The sequence below is a fragment of the Ruegeria sp. YTSC230 genome, from assembly GCF_059609665.1.
Genome location: NZ_JBXWMC010000009.1, coordinates 26,194 through 43,849 on the forward strand (window position 1 = coordinate 26,194; position 17,656 = coordinate 43,849).

Genomic DNA, 17,656 nt, shown 5'->3' on the forward strand with positions numbered 1-17,656 from the left:
GTCCTATTGTGCCTCACTCATCAGATCGCGAAGTAGTTCCGCATGGGTCTTTCTGGTCATCTGGCTTACGTTGAAACGTAGAAACGAGTTCTTGGATTGAGTTGGGCTAAAGACATTTCCGGGCGCCAGAACGACACCTTTCTTGAGAGCTTTTCGCGCTATCGCTGCAGCATCCTGTCCGTCTGGCAGCTCGCACCAAAGATAAAATCCACCTCTGGGTTTCACAAAAGGCCTAATGCCTAACGCTTCTAACTCGTCGGTTGCGCGGGTACGGGCGCGATCCAGTTTAGCCCTGAGCGCCTCCATGTGTTTGCGATAGCTACCGTCAGTGAGCGCCGAATGTAGCAATTCTGTCACCATAGGGCTTGGACCTCCGAAGCTGATCGCAACCTGAAGTTCGGTCAGGGAGACAATCCAGTCAGGACGCGCTGCAATAAATCCACATCGCAACGATGCCGACAGGGTTTTGGAAAAGCTTCCAATAGTGAGAACGCGGTTAAGCCCATCCAGGGAAGCCAGTCTTGGCGAAAGATCAGGTTCGAACTCAGAGAAAATGGCATCTTCCACGATTTGCAACTCATACGCTTCGGCCAGAGTCAGTACACGATGCGCAGTCGCCGCAGTTAGTGTCACACCTGTTGGGTTGTGCAATGCCGAATTGGTCAGATAGAGCCGCGGCCGCTCTTTCCTAAGCACGTTTTCAAATTGGGCAAGGTCGGGGCCGTTAGGCGTGTAGGGGACACTGACAATGGTAATCTGGTGTGCTCTCAGAAGGGCCTGAAAGTTGAAATAACATGGATCATCCACCAACACAGTATCGCCAGGCTTGAGTAGCAATCTGCAAATCAAGTCCAGCGCCTGCGATCCAGAATTGGTGAGCAAAACGGTATTGGGATCTACCTCTATGTTCTGGTCGCACAGCATTCGAGCCACATGCTGGCGCAGACCGGAATGACCCTGTGCACAGCTGTAATCTGTAAGCACATTGTCGCCTCCACGTGCCACACGGCGCATTGCTCGCCGTAGCGACTCGACAGGCATCCAATCGGCAGGCATCCAGCCACATCCAGGCTTTGCCATGTCCTGGCTGGCGTCTATCGATTGTCGCGCGACCCAAAGCGGATCAATCTCGCGCTCAAGCAGCGGTCCAGTTTGCGAAACCTCGAACGGTTGTACGCGGTCTGACACAAAAAAACCTGAGCCGCGACGAGCAAAGATAACTCCTTCAGCGGCCAAGACATCATAGGCCTCTACCACTGTCGAAGGTGACACGCCCAAGCGAGTCGCAAGGCCCCGGACTGAGGGAAGTTTGTCACCCGCACCAAGTGCCCGCGATCGAATAAGACGCGTGATATGTTCCATCACAAGAGCTCTACGGGTCGCAACGGCCATACTCGATCTCCTCTGTATGGGGCCATACAGCAGTACAGTTTTTTCCAATTGTATTGCTTTGTACCTGCGTTTGTCGCGCCACTCCAGCTACAAGGTTCAAAAAGGACCGTTAATTTATGAACTCCTCGTTTTCTGGTTGGGGCAGCGGACTGCTCGGTGTATTGATCTTCAGTGGGTCACTTCCCGCAACGAGGGTGGCGGTCAGTGGCCTAGACCCGTTCTTCCTGACATCCGCCCGAGCGGTTCTTGCGGCTGTACTTGCGCTTTCCCTGCTGGCCTTTTTCAAAGAAAAGCTACCTTCGCGTGAGAACCTGTTTTCTCTTGTGGTTGTAGCCTTGGGTGTAGTGATCGGCTTTCCGCTTTTAACAGCGCTGGCGCTACAGCACATCTCCGCTGCACATTCCATCGTTTTCATTGGCCTCCTGCCGCTAGCCACCGCGACATTCGGCGTTCTGCGCGGCGGAGAACGCCCGACCGCGTTGTTCTGGGTATTCTCGATCCTTGGCAGCTCGGCCGTCGTCGGCTTCGCCCTCAGCCAAAGCGCTGAAGTATCACTCGTCGGGGACCTCTTCATGGTCGCTGCCGTCCTCGCTTGCGGGTTGGGCTATGCGGAGGGTGCACAGATATCGCGTCGCTTGGGTGGATGGCAGGTGATTTCCTGGGCGCTGGTCCTATCCTTACCTTTTATGGCGGCTTTCGCGATTTTGACATGGCCCCCTACATCAAACGGGCTGACCCTGCCGGTCTGGCTCAGTCTAGGCTACGTCTCTATCTTTTCGATGCTGGTCGGTTTTATCTTCTGGTATCGCGGTTTAGCACTAGGCGGCACAGCAGGTGTCGGACAGCTTCAACTTCTCCAGCCGTTCTTCGGCCTGATCCTCGCGGCTCTTTTGCTCGCGGAGCCCGTTGCGCCGTCCATGATCGGGGTAACGATCTTAGTGGTGATTTGCGTAGCCGGGGCAAAGCGTTTCGCCTGGCGGCCGATTCCGGACTCATGATCCAAGATTAAGATATCCCAGTGCACCCATCGAACCTGCCGTTCGCCGCAAGCGCGAGATAAGAGGCTCCAAGAATTCGCACAACCTCAGTTGAATTTTAGGTCAGGCTACGCTTCGGGACCCAACCAATCCTGTGTCTTACCGTCGGCCTTCAATTTCTGAGCGAGCAAGCTCAGCTCTTTGTAGATAATTCCTGCAGCAGGGTGCCAAGCGGCTACATCTTTCGCTTGTTGCGAGACGACAAAGGTGTCGCCTCGTGATGCGGGTCCCGTAAGCGCTCCCAGTGGTCCATAGGCGGCAACATTCTCACAGGTGGCATGAAGCAGCGTGGTGTTCAGTTGCTTTGCAATGTCATCAGGCACTCCCGCGGTAGCCCAGGCTTCACGCGCGATCGCCTGCAAAACCACAGTGAAGTTATTCGAAATCACGGCGGCCGCATGATAGAGGCTTTTGCTATCGGAATTGATATGAAATGGGATTCCACCAATCTCGGTCAGAAAGTCTTTGATAAAATCCAAGGCAGAAACTTCGCCCTCAATGCCACAAAGTGTTCCCTTGAATTGCTGGATCGCGGTTGCCGGCTCTGCGAACGTAAGTACCGGATGCACGCTGGCCAGTCGCCAGGCTAGCTTCTGAAGCGGCGCCATTTCGCCTGCCGGGAAAAAACCACTGCAGTGAAACGCAACTGGAGGCGGTTCATTGAAATCGTGTTGACCAACAACTTTTGCGAGTTCGGTTGCTGCAATTGAAATCTGAGAATCCGGCACCGCCAAAATCCACAGGTCGGCCGGCGCTAAGTCTGCATATTTCTCCACCGCTCTGCCCATTCCCGCAATTTGGGCTGATCTAAATCGAGAACTCAGTATGTCCTGAACCGAATACTTGGATGAGTGTCGCAAAAGGCCGAGGATGGTTTGCCCCACGCGACCGGCACCAACAATATTTACTCTGATTTTTGCCATTCAATGGCCTCCGACCTATACGCTCTTGCTTCCTTAGGGAACATGCTAAGCGACAGACCAATTCATCAACACCAGTTTATCCAAGGCAACAATCAATCGGAGCGGCCCATTCCTGCCGTTCGACCTTGGTCACCTTCGCTGCGACGCGACCCGTCAGAGGAGACATTCGCCGCGAGCGCGAAAACGGGGGCCGGTCGAACTCAAAGTCAGCGGACAAAAACGGTCTTTTTTCCCTGGCCAGAGTCCTCGGGCACAACCTCATGAGGCTCAAGAAATTGCTGAGATGGTCGGATAATTTCGTATGAGCGATACCTGAACTGCGACTCCTTGTTCGTCACCTGACCGGACCGTACGCCGGCTCGCCGCTGGCTACGCGACGGGCAATATTTTGCCCGAACACTGTGACCTTCGAGTCTCAGAGTGATATTCCGGCGAGATGGGTATATCCTGACATCGCAACACTGCATTCTTGTTTTGCGATGTCAGGATATCAAATCCAGAGACGGTGTTGCTACCTCGCTCTGGAACTCAGGCGGCGGTCTGATCAAGCAAGGCAAAGTCTGAAGATTGGCCGTTCCAGGAACGGCGAACACGGAGACAGAAAATGCGGCCAGTGGACAAACATTCTCCTCCCTCAGCGGAAGAGATCCTGCAACTGACCCGCCTCGATCCCATTCCCTCTTATCTTTCGCCTAGCCTCTATCTCCCGGTATTCGAAGCACTCGTCGAACTCAGGTTAAAGGGGATCGACGCCGACTGGAACGTCGTGCTCGATTCCGGCTGGCGGTGCCTGGGTCTGGCCCATGCGGCGCTGCTACTGCATCAGGACCACACAGCCACACTACGGCGCTCGCTGGCCCTGCAGCAGCTCAGCGACGATTTCACCGACGCGGCCCTCAAGGAGTCTTTCAACGATAGGAGCCGGGCCGAGTTGATTGCCGAGCTTCAGGCCGCCGGCGAAGAGATCGATCCCTTGGCCGGTATCGATGCCCTAATGGCCGAGATCGAGGCGGACCCGCACTTCGCCGACCTCAGCGGCGAGTTCGACGATATTCGCTCCGAACTGGAGCAGATCCACACCAGTACGTTCGAGGAAACGAGTGCCCTCCTGGATCAGGAGACCGGCGGCCCGCTCCTCGATGAAATAGTCGGGCTTCGCCAAAAGGCCATGCAGACACTGGTTGAGGGGGACGCGATGATCCTCACCGGTCTGTCGCGCGGCCTTGTCGCCGTGGCGCATGCCGGCTTCAACCTGACCGAACGGAGTGACACGGTGATCAGCGCTTTCGTCGCAACCGATTATCTTCCAGCGGCTAATCGCTTGATTGACCGCTTCGCCAAACAACTGCGCGGCCTCCAGATGGAGCTTTTCGTCGCATGCGCCCGCAATGCGCTCGACGAGGCGGCCCAGGCGGCGCTGAACATTGTCGTTGAATCCGAGCGCGCGCTTCCCGCTTTCCTGAGGTCGCAAGCCATACTTCGCTACTCCATTGTGGAACTTCAGAGCCTCGGCCGCAACTCCGAATCGGAAACGCTCGGTCGTCAGGCTGCGCGCGCCGGTGGCCTAACCCGGGAAGCGATTGGCAGCCATGTCGCCGCCGCACGCATCATGCAGGAGATCGCGTCCGGTTTCCGCGCCGAAACGGTCGCGGAGCTTGTCGAAAGGGCATCGAGCACCGCCTTTGACGGCGATCTTCCCGACGGCAAGAACATTGCGCTCAATGCCCTGTCAGACCGGCCGGATGGCGAATTTGTTGAGGTCGAGGGCTTCGTCAATACGATCGAAGTGCTCAACCCGCCGGGCAAATCCCGCGTGAGCCGCGTTGTGCTGATCGATCCGTCGAATGGCACGACCTTTCCGGCCGTGATCCTCTTCGCGCACCTGCCCCATGCCGGGCTGACGGAGGGCGCCTATGTCCGGTTGAACGGTACGATCCAGTCAAGCTCTAGCCTCAATGAGGATGAACCGGCCGTCGAAATCGACCGGCTCGCCCTTGCCGAGCTCGCCAAGGAGAATTGGCGGATCGCCTTTTTGCGCGCGGCTGAACCCTGGTACGAGGTCTGGCGCAGCAACGCCAACATGATCTGGTCGATCGGCCCGCACCGCCCGCAGGACGAGCAGGAGCCGATCGCCCTCGGCGCGGCCGACCTCATCTATCCGCCCTTCGTTAGAAATTGAGGCCGACCATGTCCTGTGAACTGGAGAAACATCTCGTCGAACTCGCTGACAAGCTTGTCGAGCACTACCACGACGAGATGAAGAAGGGCGATGAACATCTGCAGGATCTTCTGGAAGACATCCCCGGCGCTTGCGAGCATGTCGGCATCCCGAAGCTCGGCCATCTGTTTCCGTCGAGTTCCGGTGGCGGATATCTGGTCGAAGACCCGCTCCGGCGCGGGTCGAGACGCGAGCTGAACCGGGAGTGCTTCGACGCGATCCAGGCCTATCGCTGGTTCAGGATGGTCGACATGTACAAAAAGACGATGCTTTGGATTAAGGCCAACGACATGCGCGACCGGTTCAGGGATCGACTGAGTGAATGCGAACACGAGAACAAGGAAGTCTGAGCGGCCCTGGCAGCGGTCACTATGAGAGGGATAGCCATGTCAGATACATGCCAACTCGAGCACCTGCGTGTGGAGATCTACGAGAAATGGATCGGGTTCCATTCCGGCCTTTGGTGGGACTTCCATATGGAAGAGCTCGATCTGAAGCACGAGGTTCATGAGGCCTGCCCGGTCATCGAATTCGAGACCCCGCCCGAATGCGCCGAGGCGCGCGGAAAGCTTCAGCAGCATCGGTTCTGGAAGATGGAGCCGCTTGAGAGAACTATCGATGCGCTGCGCGAGAAGCTCTACGAACACCAGGAAGCGCTGGAAAACTGCGAGCATGAGGCCAAGGCGTTCAAGCTCGCCTGATTTCAACGACACTTAAAGTGCCGGGCGCGACAAGATTTCCTTCGCGACAGCGAGGCCACGAGCGGTAACGGTAGAAGGGCCGGCGAGCCATCCCTCAATGATCTCGCTTGCCGCCTTGTGCCGGTCCGGCTGGCTGCGCTGCGCTGCGAGCATGCCGATGACCCAGTGATTGTGGGCAATGCGCGTTTCGCGTGCAATGGGCTGGATGTCCGGGTCGGCCTCGGCGAACAGCGGCAGCGCTTCGGTCAGGTCGCTCGGTGTGGAAAGCAACGTGTTGTCGACCGGCGGCTCGCCATTGTCAGACCACCAGCGCCGCGCATCCTCGGGCCGGTACCCGAACTCCTCCCTGAACTTGCTCGCGAATGGGCTGACGAACGGCCAGTCGCCGCCGGCCATGATCCGCTCCACGATCTCGATCGTCGTCGCCCGATCGCCCCGCGCCTCCGGGTCATAGAGGACGCGATCTTTAACCGCCGCGTGGATCGGGCTCGTCGCGTCGGTGGTTAGTTCCGTTTCGGGCGCAAGGCCGAGCGCCGCGACCGGCAGCAGCGGCGGCGCGCCGAGGCCGAGGCAGTGGAGCCGGTCGAACGCGCCGCCGGCATCTCTCGCCCCGTCCGAGAGACCGCGCACGACCTGGGCAAGGCGCACATAACGCCGTGGCGCCGGGCGAGCGAGCTTCAGGCTTGCCGTCCCCATGACGTAGAAATCCGTGGCTGTCGGGTCACTTGCAAAGCTCGCCACGCTGAGCGCGACATTCCTAACGCCCGCCCCCATCGCCTCCTGCCCAGCCGCGCGCGCGGTGTTGTAATCGACCGCGCCGAGCACCGCATAGATGAGGCGCCCCGCCACGGCCGGATCCTCCGCGACCCGCCGCCAGAGCCGAATGCTTCGCCGGGCAAGCGTCCGATATCGGTCGACACTCCACCTCGTGATTTCGCGCTCGATACCGAGCGCCATCAGGCAAGCCGTCCCGAAATCCTCATTGGCGATGAGGTCGGTCGGATCCATGGAAAGCTGCGCCGCCAGCAGCGCGTCGTGGTCGCGCATCTCGGATTGCGCCTCGGCCGCATCGATCACCGAGTCGGCGAGCGCCGAAGCCCGGTCGCGGAGGGCATCGGGGACATCGCGCCCGCGCGGGATGCGCCCGACCGTCCGCCGGATCTCCTTGACCTCATCGCGAACAAGCGCCGCCTCGTCCCCGAATCCGGCGGTGACCTCGCCAATCAGTTCGATCGTGCCATTGTCGGCAAAGAGTGGCAGGCCCATGGCGCGGACCTCCGCCGCGTCCTGAAGTGCCGCTGGCGTGATCCGGTGGCTCGAAAGGAGATAGCCATGCGCCTCGGCGCCGGCCTCGGCGAACGCCTTGAGCGTGTCGCGCCGGAGATTAGATATGAAGCGCATCGGCCCGCATCCTTACGGCAGCTAAAGATAGAATACACGATTTCGCTAAGTCATAGAAATTATTAACGCCCTATTCCACGCCCAGATTGTTAATCAGACACGGTTCTGGGGGATGATAGATTGAATCTCTTGCCTGGCTTAGAGAATAACTGTTCAGACAATCCCTCTTACCAGACAGTACGCGCTCTACGTTCCTACGGAGTCTGATAGTGCAGAGCGATCAGGTTTGGCTGGTGGATTAGCGGCAGCTTCAATAACCCTAGATCTCAGCGCCCTTGTCAAAATCGGGTGTTTCCACCGGTGAAGCCGATACCACTTGCCTTCGCAAGAATGGCACGCGCAGCCATAAGCATAATTTTCCATCTTGATCGCATGCGAGCAACAACAACATGCGACGCAAGATGACACAGTTCAGCAACATCGGGTGCTGAAGTGTCAAAGTCCCTAGGTCATGACCCCCATGTCAAAAAACGGCCGTTTTTAAGCATTGTCGGGCTGTATCCTGAAAGCCCTGCAAAACCTTGTGCCACAAACCCTTGGCACCCCCTTTTGGTTTTTTTCACATTTTTGGCCGCAGCCCGAAGAGCGGACATTGATGCGATGCGCGGCATTGGTCGAAATGGGCTCTCTGCTGACATTCTCTGCGACGCGCCTCAGCGCAAAGAAACCCGTTACCAACCGTTGATCACAATTCGATTTTTCGCTCATGCTGCATGTCGCGAACCACGCAAACCGGATCTTCCCTAAGTGGAACACAGATTGCGGTGACGCGGGACAGAGTGACCTTTGGCTGCGACTGTATCAAGGGCCGCTTTCCGTTCGGACTGTCAATATCGGTCGTTTTAGCCAACGAACATGCTCGTTAGGTTGCCAGTGCCGTCGACCATGCGTCCAATCCGTTTGCTGTCTTTATTTCCCTTTTTCAGGTACTTGCGCCAACCGCCCACTTAATAGAGGAACGGCACGAATTTCGCGGTTTTTCCGGCATAGGCATTGAATTCCTTGCCATAGCGATCCGCCAGATACTCGTCGAGTGGCGGGATATGATAAAAGATGAACAGATAGGTCATCAGCGCCGGGATTGAGAACGCCCAGATTGAGGCCGTCAGGATCGCCCAGCCGGTGAACAGGATGCTGTCGCCCAGATAGTTGATGTGCATTGAATAGGCGAAGAGGCCATCTGTGTAACACCGCCCCTTGGAGCCCGGTAGCTTCTTCCACGCACGGCGTTGCAGTTCGGAGCCTGTGTTCAGATATGAGCCGAACAGAAGTAGCGCGATCCCGATCCAATCCCATGGACCAAACGGTGCGGCTTGGCCGGAAAGAAAGCCAGCACCGAGTAGCAAGAAGCCGATTTCGAAGATAGCGATGAAGACGGTCAGCCCCAACCCTTCGGACAGTTCGACCTTGCGCTGCAGCAGTACGAACAGGGTTATCATGTGGCGCAACCAATAGAGTACTGCCGCCCCTGCCAGCAGTTTGCCTCGGGTAGGATCGGCCCATTCGAAACCCCCGAAAGCCAACCAGAGGCAGACCACCACAATGGTGCTGTGCAGAAGCGCAAAGATCAGTTTGATCCCGAACGAGCGATCATGTGCGCGGTCCACGCCGCCGTATTTGGTTGTCATCAATCTATCCCTAGTCTCGTAGCAATCATGGGCGCGTCTTAGAACGGTTTGAACACCATCAAAACAAGCCTGGTGATGCTCATGATGAATGCGGCGCCACCGATCGGTGAGGCTTTCTTGAACGTGGTTTCATAGCTCTCGGACAGCACCGAAACGCCCTTGTGGGTGGCGTCGACCGCTGTGTCATGCAGTTGTCGTTCAATCCGGTCTCCGATCAGAAATGCCAGAAGCAGAGCGAGCCAGAGGGCAATTGAGACCACAAGCCAACCGGTCCACCAGTCATAACTCAGCAGCAGCATCATCCACAGGCCTGATGCCGGGATGATGAGAAGCGATGGCCCCATGAAGATCCTGTTGATCCGCGTCACAACCCGTAAAAGGGCGGCTGCCTCTACCTGGGTCGCGGCGCGGGCATGGGCGTGGATCACGCCGTTGATGATGGTCGCCCCCACCGTGATGAGTGCGGCAAGCAAATGGGTCAGTTTCCAGGAAAGGAAAATATCTGGCATGGCGCTCATCTTTTTTAGACCAATTGGACTATTTAATATTTATGGACCCCAACTTCAATCCGTGTCAATCGTAATTGGACCACATGGACGAAAAAATGCCGAAAATTGTTGATCATGACGCCCACAGCCAGGATCTGGCGCAACGGGCGGCCAAATACTTCTCGGATCACGGTTATGCCGGGACCAGCATGCGCAAGGTTGCGGCCTATCTGGGTGTTTCGAAAAGCGCGCTTTATCACTACTTTCCGACCAAGGAAGACCTGTTCCTGGCCTGCACCAAACAGGTTATGGCTGCGTTTGATACGGATATTGTCGACCCGGACCTTTCCGAGGAAGAAAACCTGGCGCGCCTGACAGATGTCCTACGTCGGGACTTTGCTACGGAGATGGCACTGACCTTCGAGTATCTGCGCGGCAAAAACCCAGCCGAGATTGCCGGGGACGAGGCTATGCTGGTCGCCATGGATGCCTATCGCACAGTGGCCGCGCGCATTGTCGGAGAAAAGCGAGCCGAAGATGCCTTGGCACGCTTGTTCGGTGTTTTGATGCTGGACTACATGTCCGGGCGGTAACGACACACATACCTATTCCGGCTGGTAAGGCTCCTCGCGCAGCACATGGCTAACCAGGATCTTGAAGAACAGGATCGGCAGGAACCATTCTAGATAGGGTGGGCTGTCAAACACATAAAGCGACAAAAGCAGAGCGGCCGCGTAAAGTGTCGCTGCCACCGGGCGTCGCAGATAAAGCGGCGATTTGAGGATGATGACACTGGATGCCACTAGCATCCCATACACCCCGGCGACCCACAATACGTCAAAACCCTGAAAAGCCCAGCTGAAGACCACGATCTGAAGCAAGTGAATCGCAATGAAATTCATGTGCTGCTTGAAGCCCTCACCCTCGCGGAAGAACCAGCGCTTTGCTGCTGAAGTCGCGTTTGTGATCACCCCACCGACCATGTCCACGGCCAGAAGCGCGATGATCACAAACTGCCAGATCGACCAGTCGAACTGTGCATAGAGCCCGACACCAACAACGCCAGCCGCGAACAGAAACGGTGGATAGAGTTGAATGTTTTTTTCGGCCTTGGTGGCACCGGGGCCAATGAACTTGTCGATTGCACCCCAGATGCCGGGACGGAATGCGGGTAATTCCCAATTAATTGTCATGATGTGACCTTCCGAAAGATGGTTTCCGGAGGTCGAATACGGTCATCGGAAGGCCGTGTAAATTTTTTTAGTCCAATTGGACTATTAAGGAAATTAATAGAATTGCCAGATCGAATTTACGTGCGAGCTAAAGGTCCGTTTCTAACACATTGCGACGCTTCGGGCTAAGTGCATCAGTCAATATGATGGGCTCACAGCGGATGTTGTCAGATCGACGCGTGGCCTGCCTGCGCGGACGGGTTCCGAACCCTTGGATTGCCCAGCTCGCGTTAGCCAGTCAGATCTGTTTGGACTACTAGTCAACCGCCGACATACACACCCGACTTAGGCCGATAGAATATCTTCTGATCGTGCAGCCGCCCAAGCAGATCCTGAATTCGGTGCAAGCTGTCATTCCGTTCTTTCTTTTCGTCTTCGCTTTCACCAGGGGCTCCAACCGACAATGAGGTTAGTGCGCGCCGCAGGGATACTTCAATCAGATCGATGTCCTCGACTGAGAGTTCGAACAAATCGTTGTATTGGGGCATTCTGGTTACTCCTACCCGGGCGTGGGTTTCCAGAGTGCATCACCTTCCAAAGTAAATCCACCCTTGCATGATGCGGTGCTCAAGGTGGCTCTCAGAACTTTTTGATTACTGGCCAACCGTAATGATCGCCGTATTTTTGGCTTATAAGACAGTGTTTTTTAAGCCGACAAACAGTGAATTCGCTGCGTTTGCCCGAATGTCGGCTATGCTAACGCCTGCCAACCTGATGATCGCCAATCCAGGCGCGCTGATCCCAGGTTGTGATTTCACTCGTCAACCACCTCATCACAGGCCCTTGGTCAGTCGCGTTTATTGTGAGGAAATCCACCGTCCTCAGGATCGCGTTCTGTGCGAATTCGTACTCCAAAACCTTTAACTCGCCGCCTAAGATTTCTCGCTCCACCGAAACGACCGGCAACTCTGCCCAGCCCAAGCCACCTATCACAAGCGCCTTTCTGGTGATCGGGGTACTTGAGATCCAAATGTCCGGGCTGAAAATGCGGTCTCCAGCGATTGAAGCGACGGAACTCGGTTCCACTGCTTGACGGTATTGCGACAGGTCTTTCCGCCCCACGGTCGCCAGTTTAGCCAGCGGGTGGTCAGCGTGACACACGGGCACGACCCTCTGAAACCCGACGCCGAGGCATCTGTAGCTTTGAGCCTCCTTGGGTGCTTCACATACAAAAGCAGCGTCCGCATCACCTGATTGAACTGCCTTGAGAACAGAAGGCCTCGAAAGCTGCTCCACACGGAGTTCTAAGCTTGGGAACCTATCGGCTGTGCCAATTAACAGGTTTCGAACACGATCCACCAACAACCCATCTTCGACAAAGAAGGAAAACCTGGGCTCAATAGATCCGCTCAGCGCCTCGGCTTGCCCTCGGAGCATGTCCATGCTGCTCAATACCGACCTTGCGTGCTTCAGCAATGACTCACCGGCATCCGTTAACACGGGGCGATAGCCATCTCTGTGGAATAGCGACAGATCCAGATCGATTTCCAGATTTGAGATCGTCGCGCTGACGGCAGATTGTGCTTTGCCTAGTTTTCGCGCAGCGGCAGAGAACGAACCACACTCAACTGCGGTGACAAAAGCGCGTAACTGCTCGATCTCGGGCATTCGTAACTCCATCGGAAAATCATATGGACTTCAACTTTCTATATCTATCCTTCCTCTGATTAAAATGCGTCTGATCAAGAGATTTCTGCATTGAGGACACACGGTATGAAAGCGCCCTCCCCATTGAGCTTGGCAGCGGTAATTGCGTGCACATTCACTGTCGGCACAGCGACCGCGCAAACAACAGCCTGCAGTACTGCTTTGGACATTGATCTGCCATCGGAGTGCAAAGACGTGACAGTTAGTCATCCGATCGACGGGCTTGAGAATTTTCGTGAACTCACGACACCAGATGCGGGGATCAAGCCCGGTGTGCTCTTTCGCTCGGATCAGTTGGACGGCCTTTCCGATGCCGCCATTGCCGAGCTGAATGGCCTCGCTATCGAGACCATCGTTGATTTGCGCGCCCCGGAAGAACTGGAGACGCACCCAAACGCGCAGATTCCTTCGGTGGATTTCAACGTCAATCTGCCCATTGGCTCAGATCCAGCCGACATCGCCAAGATCATGCCCATCGAGATCGCGTCTCAAATCCGCCCAATGTGGTTTGAAGGCAAGTTCGATGAGATCGACCAGTTGCTTGCGGATCACGATGTCGACTTGCGCCAGATCAGGATTGACCGTTACCGGGATTTTGCGACCAAGTTTGATCCGCAAGTGTCCCGGTTCCTGCATCTGCTTACCGATGCGAACAACTTTCCGATGCTATTTCACTGCGCAGGCGGAAAGGACCGTACGGGATACATGGCGGCCGTCACCATGTTGACTTTAGGCTATTCCGAAGAGGATGCCTTGCGCGACTACCTGACCACCAATGCCTTCACCTACGACGAGCTCGAGCAACTGGTTGGCAAGGGCCCACGCTCGCTGCGTCCGGCCTTCGGAGCGCATCCGGAACAAATCAAAGCCTCCCTTCAGGCGGTCAAGGATGCTCATGGTTCTTTTGACACTTATCGCCGCGATATTCTCGGCATTAGTAATGAAGAAGTGGAGTCGATTAGGCAAAACCTGCTTTTGCAGAACTGAGGCGCTGACAAACGGATGGAATAGTTACAAAGGGTGGCCGCTCAATTTCTTCTCGCGGCGCGCAGCGTGGACCAATTGGCGGGATGCGCCCGAAGTTCTTGACGACTTCAAGCTTGGGCATAGCGTGGTGGTAGCCGATGACGCCGGTAGCATTTCTCTCTCACCGGGCATCCGAACAAGAGCTGACGCGAAACCTCAATCAGGCAATTGACGAACGGTTTGGTCTGTATGGCGGCAGCAAGTTTTATCATATCGCAGTCATTGTCGGCGGCTGCATGCTGGCCCCGCCAGGTGCACCGATCTTACTGAGCCCGAAGTCAGCCCTGATTGCTGAAGTTTCTATCTGGGATGATGCGCCAGACCAAAAGCTGACCGATCAACCCAAACAATTCACAGTGCTTGAAGACACAACGCTGGCGTCCTTCATTGCAGGTTCAGCTCATATGCGCACGAAGCAGGAGCAGTTAGATGGGCTATCCGAAAACCCAGCTCAACAGATCGAAGCATGGCTTGTTCGGCAGCGAGAAGAAAATGCCTGGCACAGTAGTCGCGGGATGGAAGGTCAGCCAGAACATCTGGAAGCGTCTTGGAACGATAAGAAGATATTCGGCTCGCCAATAGCCGACATTCGGCAACCTACGGTGTCAGTTGCTTCCGGGCTCGCAGCTGACCTCGGAGCGAGCCCAGCATTGCCCCTACCACTTCTGTGTTAATCCAACTGACGATCCAATGGCGACATCTGGCAACGTGCCTGTCGCTGCATCGCGACTTCACTGAACCAGTCGTCGTACATCGCGAAACATTTTTGGTACGTCCCAAGAACGATAAAGAATGTACTACGCAAATTTTGGATGCTCTGGAACGCATTGGGGCCCGAGAGGAATTGGCTCAACCAACCTTATCCACAGTAGAAACCGACGATGGGCGACTCCGTTCGTTAATCCCTCACATTGCAGGAAACAAAACCGATCTTCTTCTTTTGTTTTTTGACCGCCTGAACGAGCGTGAGAAGGCGAAGTTAGGTACATTGAAAACTATTGAGGGTCAAGACGTCTGCGCCGAACATGTATTGAATCTGCTTCTTGATGGTCTTCTAGGTGATGAACATCTCAGCAAAATGGTAGATGAGCTTTGGCCTTGCGCGAATTCGGACCGATTTATTCAAGCCCGGCTAAAGGGCCTATATCACCGGATACGTGTCGAGTTGACTGATCGCATGGCGCTCGAAGGGAACGGCGCAGACAAAGTTGATCGTTTTTATCAGGCCTAGAAATTTGGACCTATAGCACCCAGGATATCAATTGAGGTGACGGCTAACCTGATCGAACAGGAACATCGGTTCATAATACGTCGTATTCGGCACATGTGCGGGTTCAAATTGTTTAATTTCACCTCGGCTACTCTGGAAGGCATCGAGGTCTCCAATATGCTCCGGAAGTGGTAATTCCAGAGCACAGTGACGTCTGGATTTCTGCTATTTGCCGAGATCGCAAAATAGGTGCGACTAGTAAGTCGCCGCCTCAGACCGCTTTAGAAGTTTGCGACACAACCTGTCGCAGTGCATGATTTTGCAGCGGGGGCAGTGGTTCAGTCCATTAAGCTAAATGCAAAATGATCTGGAAGCTCCCGAGTCAGTCTGGTCGAAATACTCTACACTTGGGTTTGGGAAATTTTCCGCCAATAAGAAGAGTAACACGCTAACAAGAAACAACACAGTGACAGCTTCAATGGAATTAAGAATGCCAACCAGTTTTTTCACACTGGTCCTCCCAAAGGCGTAGGTAAACAGCAAGGAACTACGTTTCGCCGTTTTCTTGGCGTTAATAAAGCGCAAAGATGCACCATAATATACTGATTAATAAGCGCAAAAATTAAACATTAGGCTAATCCTAATGTTTGGTGAGGAAGTCAGTTATTAGAAGGATAGCGCTGCCCGTATATACCTGAGTGGAATTTCGCAATGCTCGGGGAGGCGCAATTGTCTGACAAGGTAAATATCGCGATCGACGTGCGGGATGCAGTAAAACGCTACGGCGATTTTACGGCGCTCAAGACGATCTCGCTGTCGATCATGGACAATGAGTTCTTTACACTCCTTGGCCCGTCCGGGTGCGGCAAGACAACTCTGCTGCGAATGATCGCCGGTTTCGAGGCCGTAACCGAAGGTGCCATCTACCTCTATGGTGATGAGATCGAGAACCTGCCGCCCAACAAACGCCCAGTGAATACAGTTTTCCAGAACTATGCGCTGTTTCCGCATATGACCATTCTGGACAACGTGGCGTTCGGATTGGAAATGCGGGGCAAGTCGAAATCCGAGGCACGAAAGAAATCAGGTGAGATGCTGGAGCTGGTGCAGCTTTCCCAGTTCTCGGCACGTAAGCCCAGCCAGTTGTCGGGTGGTCAGCAGCAGCGTGTTGCGCTTGCCCGGGCCCTGGCACCGCAACCCAAGGTTCTGTTGCTGGATGAACCATTATCTGCGCTGGACCTAAAACTGCGCAAGGCGATGCAACTGGAGCTGAAGCACCTGCAGCGCGAAACCGGGATCACCTTTATCTTTGTCACCCACGATCAGGAAGAGGCCCTGACAATGTCTGACAGGATCGCGGTCATGTCGGCAGGCGAGTTGCAGCAGCTGGGTACACCAACCGATATCTATGAGCGTCCGCACAACATGTTCGTGGCGGATTTTATCGGCGAAACGAACCTTTTGGAGGTCTCTGTCGATGGTATTGATAACGGCCGCGCAACCTGCCATCTGGGCGGTGGGCATGAGTTGACTTGCAACGCCGTCGACGGGGTTGGCGTTGGGTCCAAGGTCCACATGTCGATCCGCCCCGAACGTCTGTATATGTCCGCCGAGCCGGTTGAGACCGAAGGCCTGCACGGGCGCGTCAAAGACAACATCTTTGTCGGCACCGACATCACCACAATAGTGCATCTGGACGAGGGTCCTGATTTTGTCGTGCGTACGTCGAATTCAGATCGCGGCAACAAGCGTATCTTCGAGCCGGGTGCCGAAATGTTTGTCAACATGGAGCTGGGGGCCGCGCGCCTCCTGGTGGACTGATGGCGGCGGGTGCAGCAAGCGGCGGCAGCGCAACGACAGACACCTACAAAGAGGCCCGTACATGGCTGTTGTTGCCTGCCTGGGTGACACTGTCCATTCTGGTGCTGGCCCCAGTTCTCATGATGCTGATCTACTCTTTCCTGACGAAAGAGTTCCGCGGGGGTGTGATCTGGGAATTCTCTCTGGCTGCCTACGATCAATTCTTCTTTGATCGCGGCTTGTTCGGGGATGAGCCCCCCAAGATTGAGTGGACCTATATCACTATTTTCTGGCGTTCGATCTGGCAGGCGGCGGCGGCGACGCTGCTGAGCCTCGCGATCGGGTTTCCAACCGCCTATTTCATTGCGACCCGGTCCGAGAACATGCGTCCGGTCTGGGTATTCCTGATCACTATCCCGTATTGGGTGAACCTGCTGATCCGGACCGTGTCGATGAAATTCCTGCTACGGGATCAGGGGCCGCTCAATGATTTTCTGATGAATACCGGCCTGATCGACAGCCCCCTGCACATTGTGAATACGAACTTCGCGGTGCAGCTGGGCCTGTTCTATTCGTACCTGCCCTTCATGGTATTGCCGATTTATGCGGCGGTCGAACGCTACAACTTTGCCCTGTCCGAGGCAGCGGCGGACCTTTACGCGTCGAAATGGACGACGCTGCGGCGGATCCTGCTTCCTGCGGTCAAACCTGGCGTGTTTGCGGGCTGCATTCTGGTCTTTGTCCCTTCGATGGGATCGTTCCTTGCACCTGACCTGCTAGGTGGCGCCAAGAACTTCATGATCGGTTCGCTGATTGAAGAACAGTTCAAGGGCAATGCTGGCAACTGGCCGTTCGGAGCGGCGGCATCGATGGTCTTGCTGACGATGGTGCTGATCATTCTGATGTTCTCGGCCCGGCAACAAGCCAAAGCCGACAAGGCGGGGGGCTGACCA

18 protein-coding genes are annotated in these 17,656 nt (G+C 55.6%); 10 read left to right on the forward strand and 8 right to left on the reverse strand.

The features are described from left to right. Positions 1–3 precede the first annotated feature (3 nt). Positions 4–1,392, reverse strand: a complete 1,389-nt coding sequence (locus AC2FD9_RS17385) for an aminotransferase-like domain-containing protein (protein WP_496838082.1) — start codon at positions 1,390–1,392, stop codon at positions 4–6. Between the two features lie 116 nt (positions 1,393–1,508). On the opposite strand from AC2FD9_RS17385, the gene AC2FD9_RS17390 reads away from it, so the two are divergent. Further along, the gene (locus AC2FD9_RS17390) at positions 1,509–2,390 is read left to right on the forward strand and encodes a DMT family transporter (protein ID WP_496838084.1); all 882 of its coding nucleotides are present in this window, start codon (positions 1,509–1,511) and stop codon (positions 2,388–2,390) included. A 107-nt stretch (positions 2,391–2,497) separates the two neighbouring features. Here the strand turns inward: AC2FD9_RS17390 and AC2FD9_RS17395 are convergent, their stop codons facing one another. Continuing rightward, positions 2,498–3,352, reverse strand: a complete 855-nt coding sequence (locus tag AC2FD9_RS17395) for a Rossmann-like and DUF2520 domain-containing protein (protein ID WP_496838085.1) — start codon at positions 3,350–3,352, stop codon at positions 2,498–2,500. Between the two features lie 604 nt (positions 3,353–3,956). Here AC2FD9_RS17395 and AC2FD9_RS17400 point away from each other — a divergent pair. From AC2FD9_RS17400 to AC2FD9_RS17410, 3 genes are read left to right on the forward strand one after another with little or no spacing between them, the layout of a single operon-like run. Then, positions 3,957–5,531 carry a hypothetical protein gene (locus AC2FD9_RS17400; RefSeq protein ID WP_496838086.1) on the forward strand — a complete coding sequence of 525 codons (1,575 nt, stop codon included), beginning with the start codon at positions 3,957–3,959 and terminating at the stop codon, positions 5,529–5,531. An 8-nt stretch (positions 5,532–5,539) separates the two neighbouring features. After that, on the forward strand, positions 5,540–5,920 hold the full coding sequence (locus AC2FD9_RS17405; RefSeq protein ID WP_496838087.1) for a hypothetical protein: 381 nt from the start codon (positions 5,540–5,542) through the stop codon (positions 5,918–5,920). Between the two features lie 36 nt (positions 5,921–5,956). Next, positions 5,957–6,271 (forward strand): hypothetical protein, encoded by a 315-nt coding sequence (locus tag AC2FD9_RS17410; RefSeq protein WP_282170401.1) that lies wholly within the window; start codon positions 5,957–5,959, stop codon positions 6,269–6,271. A 12-nt stretch (positions 6,272–6,283) separates the two neighbouring features. On the opposite strand, the gene AC2FD9_RS17415 is transcribed toward AC2FD9_RS17410, so the two are convergent. The 3 genes from AC2FD9_RS17415 to AC2FD9_RS17425 all read right to left on the reverse strand — a co-directional run bounded on the left by AC2FD9_RS17415 (position 6,284) and on the right by AC2FD9_RS17425 (position 9,809). Beyond that, complete coding sequence (locus AC2FD9_RS17415) at positions 6,284–7,672, reverse strand: hypothetical protein (RefSeq protein WP_496838089.1); 1,389 nt, start codon at positions 7,670–7,672, stop codon at positions 6,284–6,286. Between the two features lie 947 nt (positions 7,673–8,619). Continuing rightward, positions 8,620–9,300 carry a DUF1295 domain-containing protein gene (locus AC2FD9_RS17420; RefSeq protein WP_496838090.1) on the reverse strand — a complete coding sequence of 227 codons (681 nt, stop codon included), beginning with the start codon at positions 9,298–9,300 and terminating at the stop codon, positions 8,620–8,622. Between the two features lie 38 nt (positions 9,301–9,338). After that, the gene (locus AC2FD9_RS17425) at positions 9,339–9,809 is read right to left on the reverse strand and encodes a DUF2269 family protein (protein ID WP_496838092.1); all 471 of its coding nucleotides are present in this window, start codon (positions 9,807–9,809) and stop codon (positions 9,339–9,341) included. A gap of 95 nt (positions 9,810–9,904) precedes the next feature. On the opposite strand from AC2FD9_RS17425, the gene AC2FD9_RS17430 reads away from it, so the two are divergent. Further along, the gene (locus AC2FD9_RS17430) at positions 9,905–10,381 is read left to right on the forward strand and encodes a TetR/AcrR family transcriptional regulator (RefSeq protein ID WP_496838094.1); all 477 of its coding nucleotides are present in this window, start codon (positions 9,905–9,907) and stop codon (positions 10,379–10,381) included. Positions 10,382–10,393: 12 nt separating this feature from the next. Here AC2FD9_RS17430 and AC2FD9_RS17435 read toward each other — a convergent pair whose 3' ends face one another. The 3 genes from AC2FD9_RS17435 to AC2FD9_RS17445 form a co-directional block, all read right to left on the reverse strand. Beyond that, complete coding sequence (locus AC2FD9_RS17435) at positions 10,394–10,981, reverse strand: hypothetical protein (protein WP_496838096.1); 588 nt, start codon at positions 10,979–10,981, stop codon at positions 10,394–10,396. Between the two features lie 299 nt (positions 10,982–11,280). Next, entirely contained in the window at positions 11,281–11,508 is a 228-nt protein-coding gene (locus AC2FD9_RS17440; protein ID WP_282170395.1) for a hypothetical protein, read from the reverse strand. A gap of 208 nt (positions 11,509–11,716) precedes the next feature. Further along, positions 11,717–12,628, reverse strand: a complete 912-nt coding sequence (locus AC2FD9_RS17445; protein ID WP_496838098.1) for a LysR family transcriptional regulator — start codon at positions 12,626–12,628, stop codon at positions 11,717–11,719. A gap of 201 nt (positions 12,629–12,829) precedes the next feature. Between AC2FD9_RS17445 and AC2FD9_RS17450 the strand changes: the two genes are divergently transcribed. The 5 genes from AC2FD9_RS17450 to AC2FD9_RS17470 all read left to right on the forward strand — a co-directional run bounded on the left by AC2FD9_RS17450 (position 12,830) and on the right by AC2FD9_RS17470 (position 17,653). Then, complete coding sequence (locus AC2FD9_RS17450) at positions 12,830–13,654, forward strand: tyrosine-protein phosphatase (protein ID WP_496838099.1); 825 nt, start codon at positions 12,830–12,832, stop codon at positions 13,652–13,654. Positions 13,655–13,791: 137 nt separating this feature from the next. Next, complete coding sequence (locus AC2FD9_RS17455) at positions 13,792–14,367, forward strand: hypothetical protein (RefSeq protein ID WP_496838100.1); 576 nt, start codon at positions 13,792–13,794, stop codon at positions 14,365–14,367. After that, on the forward strand, positions 14,361–14,924 hold the full coding sequence (locus tag AC2FD9_RS17460) for a hypothetical protein (RefSeq protein ID WP_496838102.1): 564 nt from the start codon (positions 14,361–14,363) through the stop codon (positions 14,922–14,924). Before AC2FD9_RS17455 ends, AC2FD9_RS17460 begins: the two co-directional genes overlap by 7 nt. Before the next feature lie 690 nt (positions 14,925–15,614). Beyond that, the gene (locus tag AC2FD9_RS17465; protein ID WP_496838103.1) at positions 15,615–16,724 is read left to right on the forward strand and encodes an ABC transporter ATP-binding protein; all 1,110 of its coding nucleotides are present in this window, start codon (positions 15,615–15,617) and stop codon (positions 16,722–16,724) included. Beyond that, positions 16,724–17,653, forward strand: coding sequence for an ABC transporter permease (locus AC2FD9_RS17470; protein ID WP_496838104.1), 930 nt, complete (start codon positions 16,724–16,726; stop codon positions 17,651–17,653). Before AC2FD9_RS17465 ends, AC2FD9_RS17470 begins: the two co-directional genes overlap by 1 nt. The last annotated feature ends 3 nt before the right edge of the window (positions 17,654–17,656 follow it).

Coding starts and splice junctions, on each gene's coding strand:
- AC2FD9_RS17385 (WP_496838082.1), bottom strand. CDS start 1,392: ATGGCCGTTGCGACCCGTAGAGCTCTTGTGATGGAACATATCACGCGT.
- AC2FD9_RS17390 (WP_496838084.1), top strand. CDS start 1,509: ATGAACTCCTCGTTTTCTGGTTGGGGCAGCGGACTGCTCGGTGTATTG.
- AC2FD9_RS17395 (WP_496838085.1), bottom strand. CDS start 3,352: ATGGCAAAAATCAGAGTAAATATTGTTGGTGCCGGTCGCGTGGGGCAA.
- AC2FD9_RS17400 (WP_496838086.1), top strand. CDS start 3,957: ATGCGGCCAGTGGACAAACATTCTCCTCCCTCAGCGGAAGAGATCCTG.
- AC2FD9_RS17405 (WP_496838087.1), top strand. CDS start 5,540: ATGTCCTGTGAACTGGAGAAACATCTCGTCGAACTCGCTGACAAGCTT.
- AC2FD9_RS17410 (WP_282170401.1), top strand. CDS start 5,957: ATGTCAGATACATGCCAACTCGAGCACCTGCGTGTGGAGATCTACGAG.
- AC2FD9_RS17415 (WP_496838089.1), bottom strand. CDS start 7,672: ATGCGCTTCATATCTAATCTCCGGCGCGACACGCTCAAGGCGTTCGCC.
- AC2FD9_RS17420 (WP_496838090.1), bottom strand. CDS start 9,300: ATGACAACCAAATACGGCGGCGTGGACCGCGCACATGATCGCTCGTTC.
- AC2FD9_RS17425 (WP_496838092.1), bottom strand. CDS start 9,809: ATGCCAGATATTTTCCTTTCCTGGAAACTGACCCATTTGCTTGCCGCA.
- AC2FD9_RS17430 (WP_496838094.1), top strand. CDS start 9,905: ATGCCGAAAATTGTTGATCATGACGCCCACAGCCAGGATCTGGCGCAA.
- AC2FD9_RS17435 (WP_496838096.1), bottom strand. CDS start 10,981: ATGACAATTAATTGGGAATTACCCGCATTCCGTCCCGGCATCTGGGGT.
- AC2FD9_RS17440 (WP_282170395.1), bottom strand. CDS start 11,508: ATGCCCCAATACAACGATTTGTTCGAACTCTCAGTCGAGGACATCGAT.
- AC2FD9_RS17445 (WP_496838098.1), bottom strand. CDS start 12,628: ATGCCCGAGATCGAGCAGTTACGCGCTTTTGTCACCGCAGTTGAGTGT.
- AC2FD9_RS17455 (WP_496838100.1), top strand. CDS start 13,792: ATGACGCCGGTAGCATTTCTCTCTCACCGGGCATCCGAACAAGAGCTG.
- AC2FD9_RS17465 (WP_496838103.1), top strand. CDS start 15,615: ATGCTCGGGGAGGCGCAATTGTCTGACAAGGTAAATATCGCGATCGAC.
- AC2FD9_RS17470 (WP_496838104.1), top strand. CDS start 16,724: ATGGCGGCGGGTGCAGCAAGCGGCGGCAGCGCAACGACAGACACCTAC.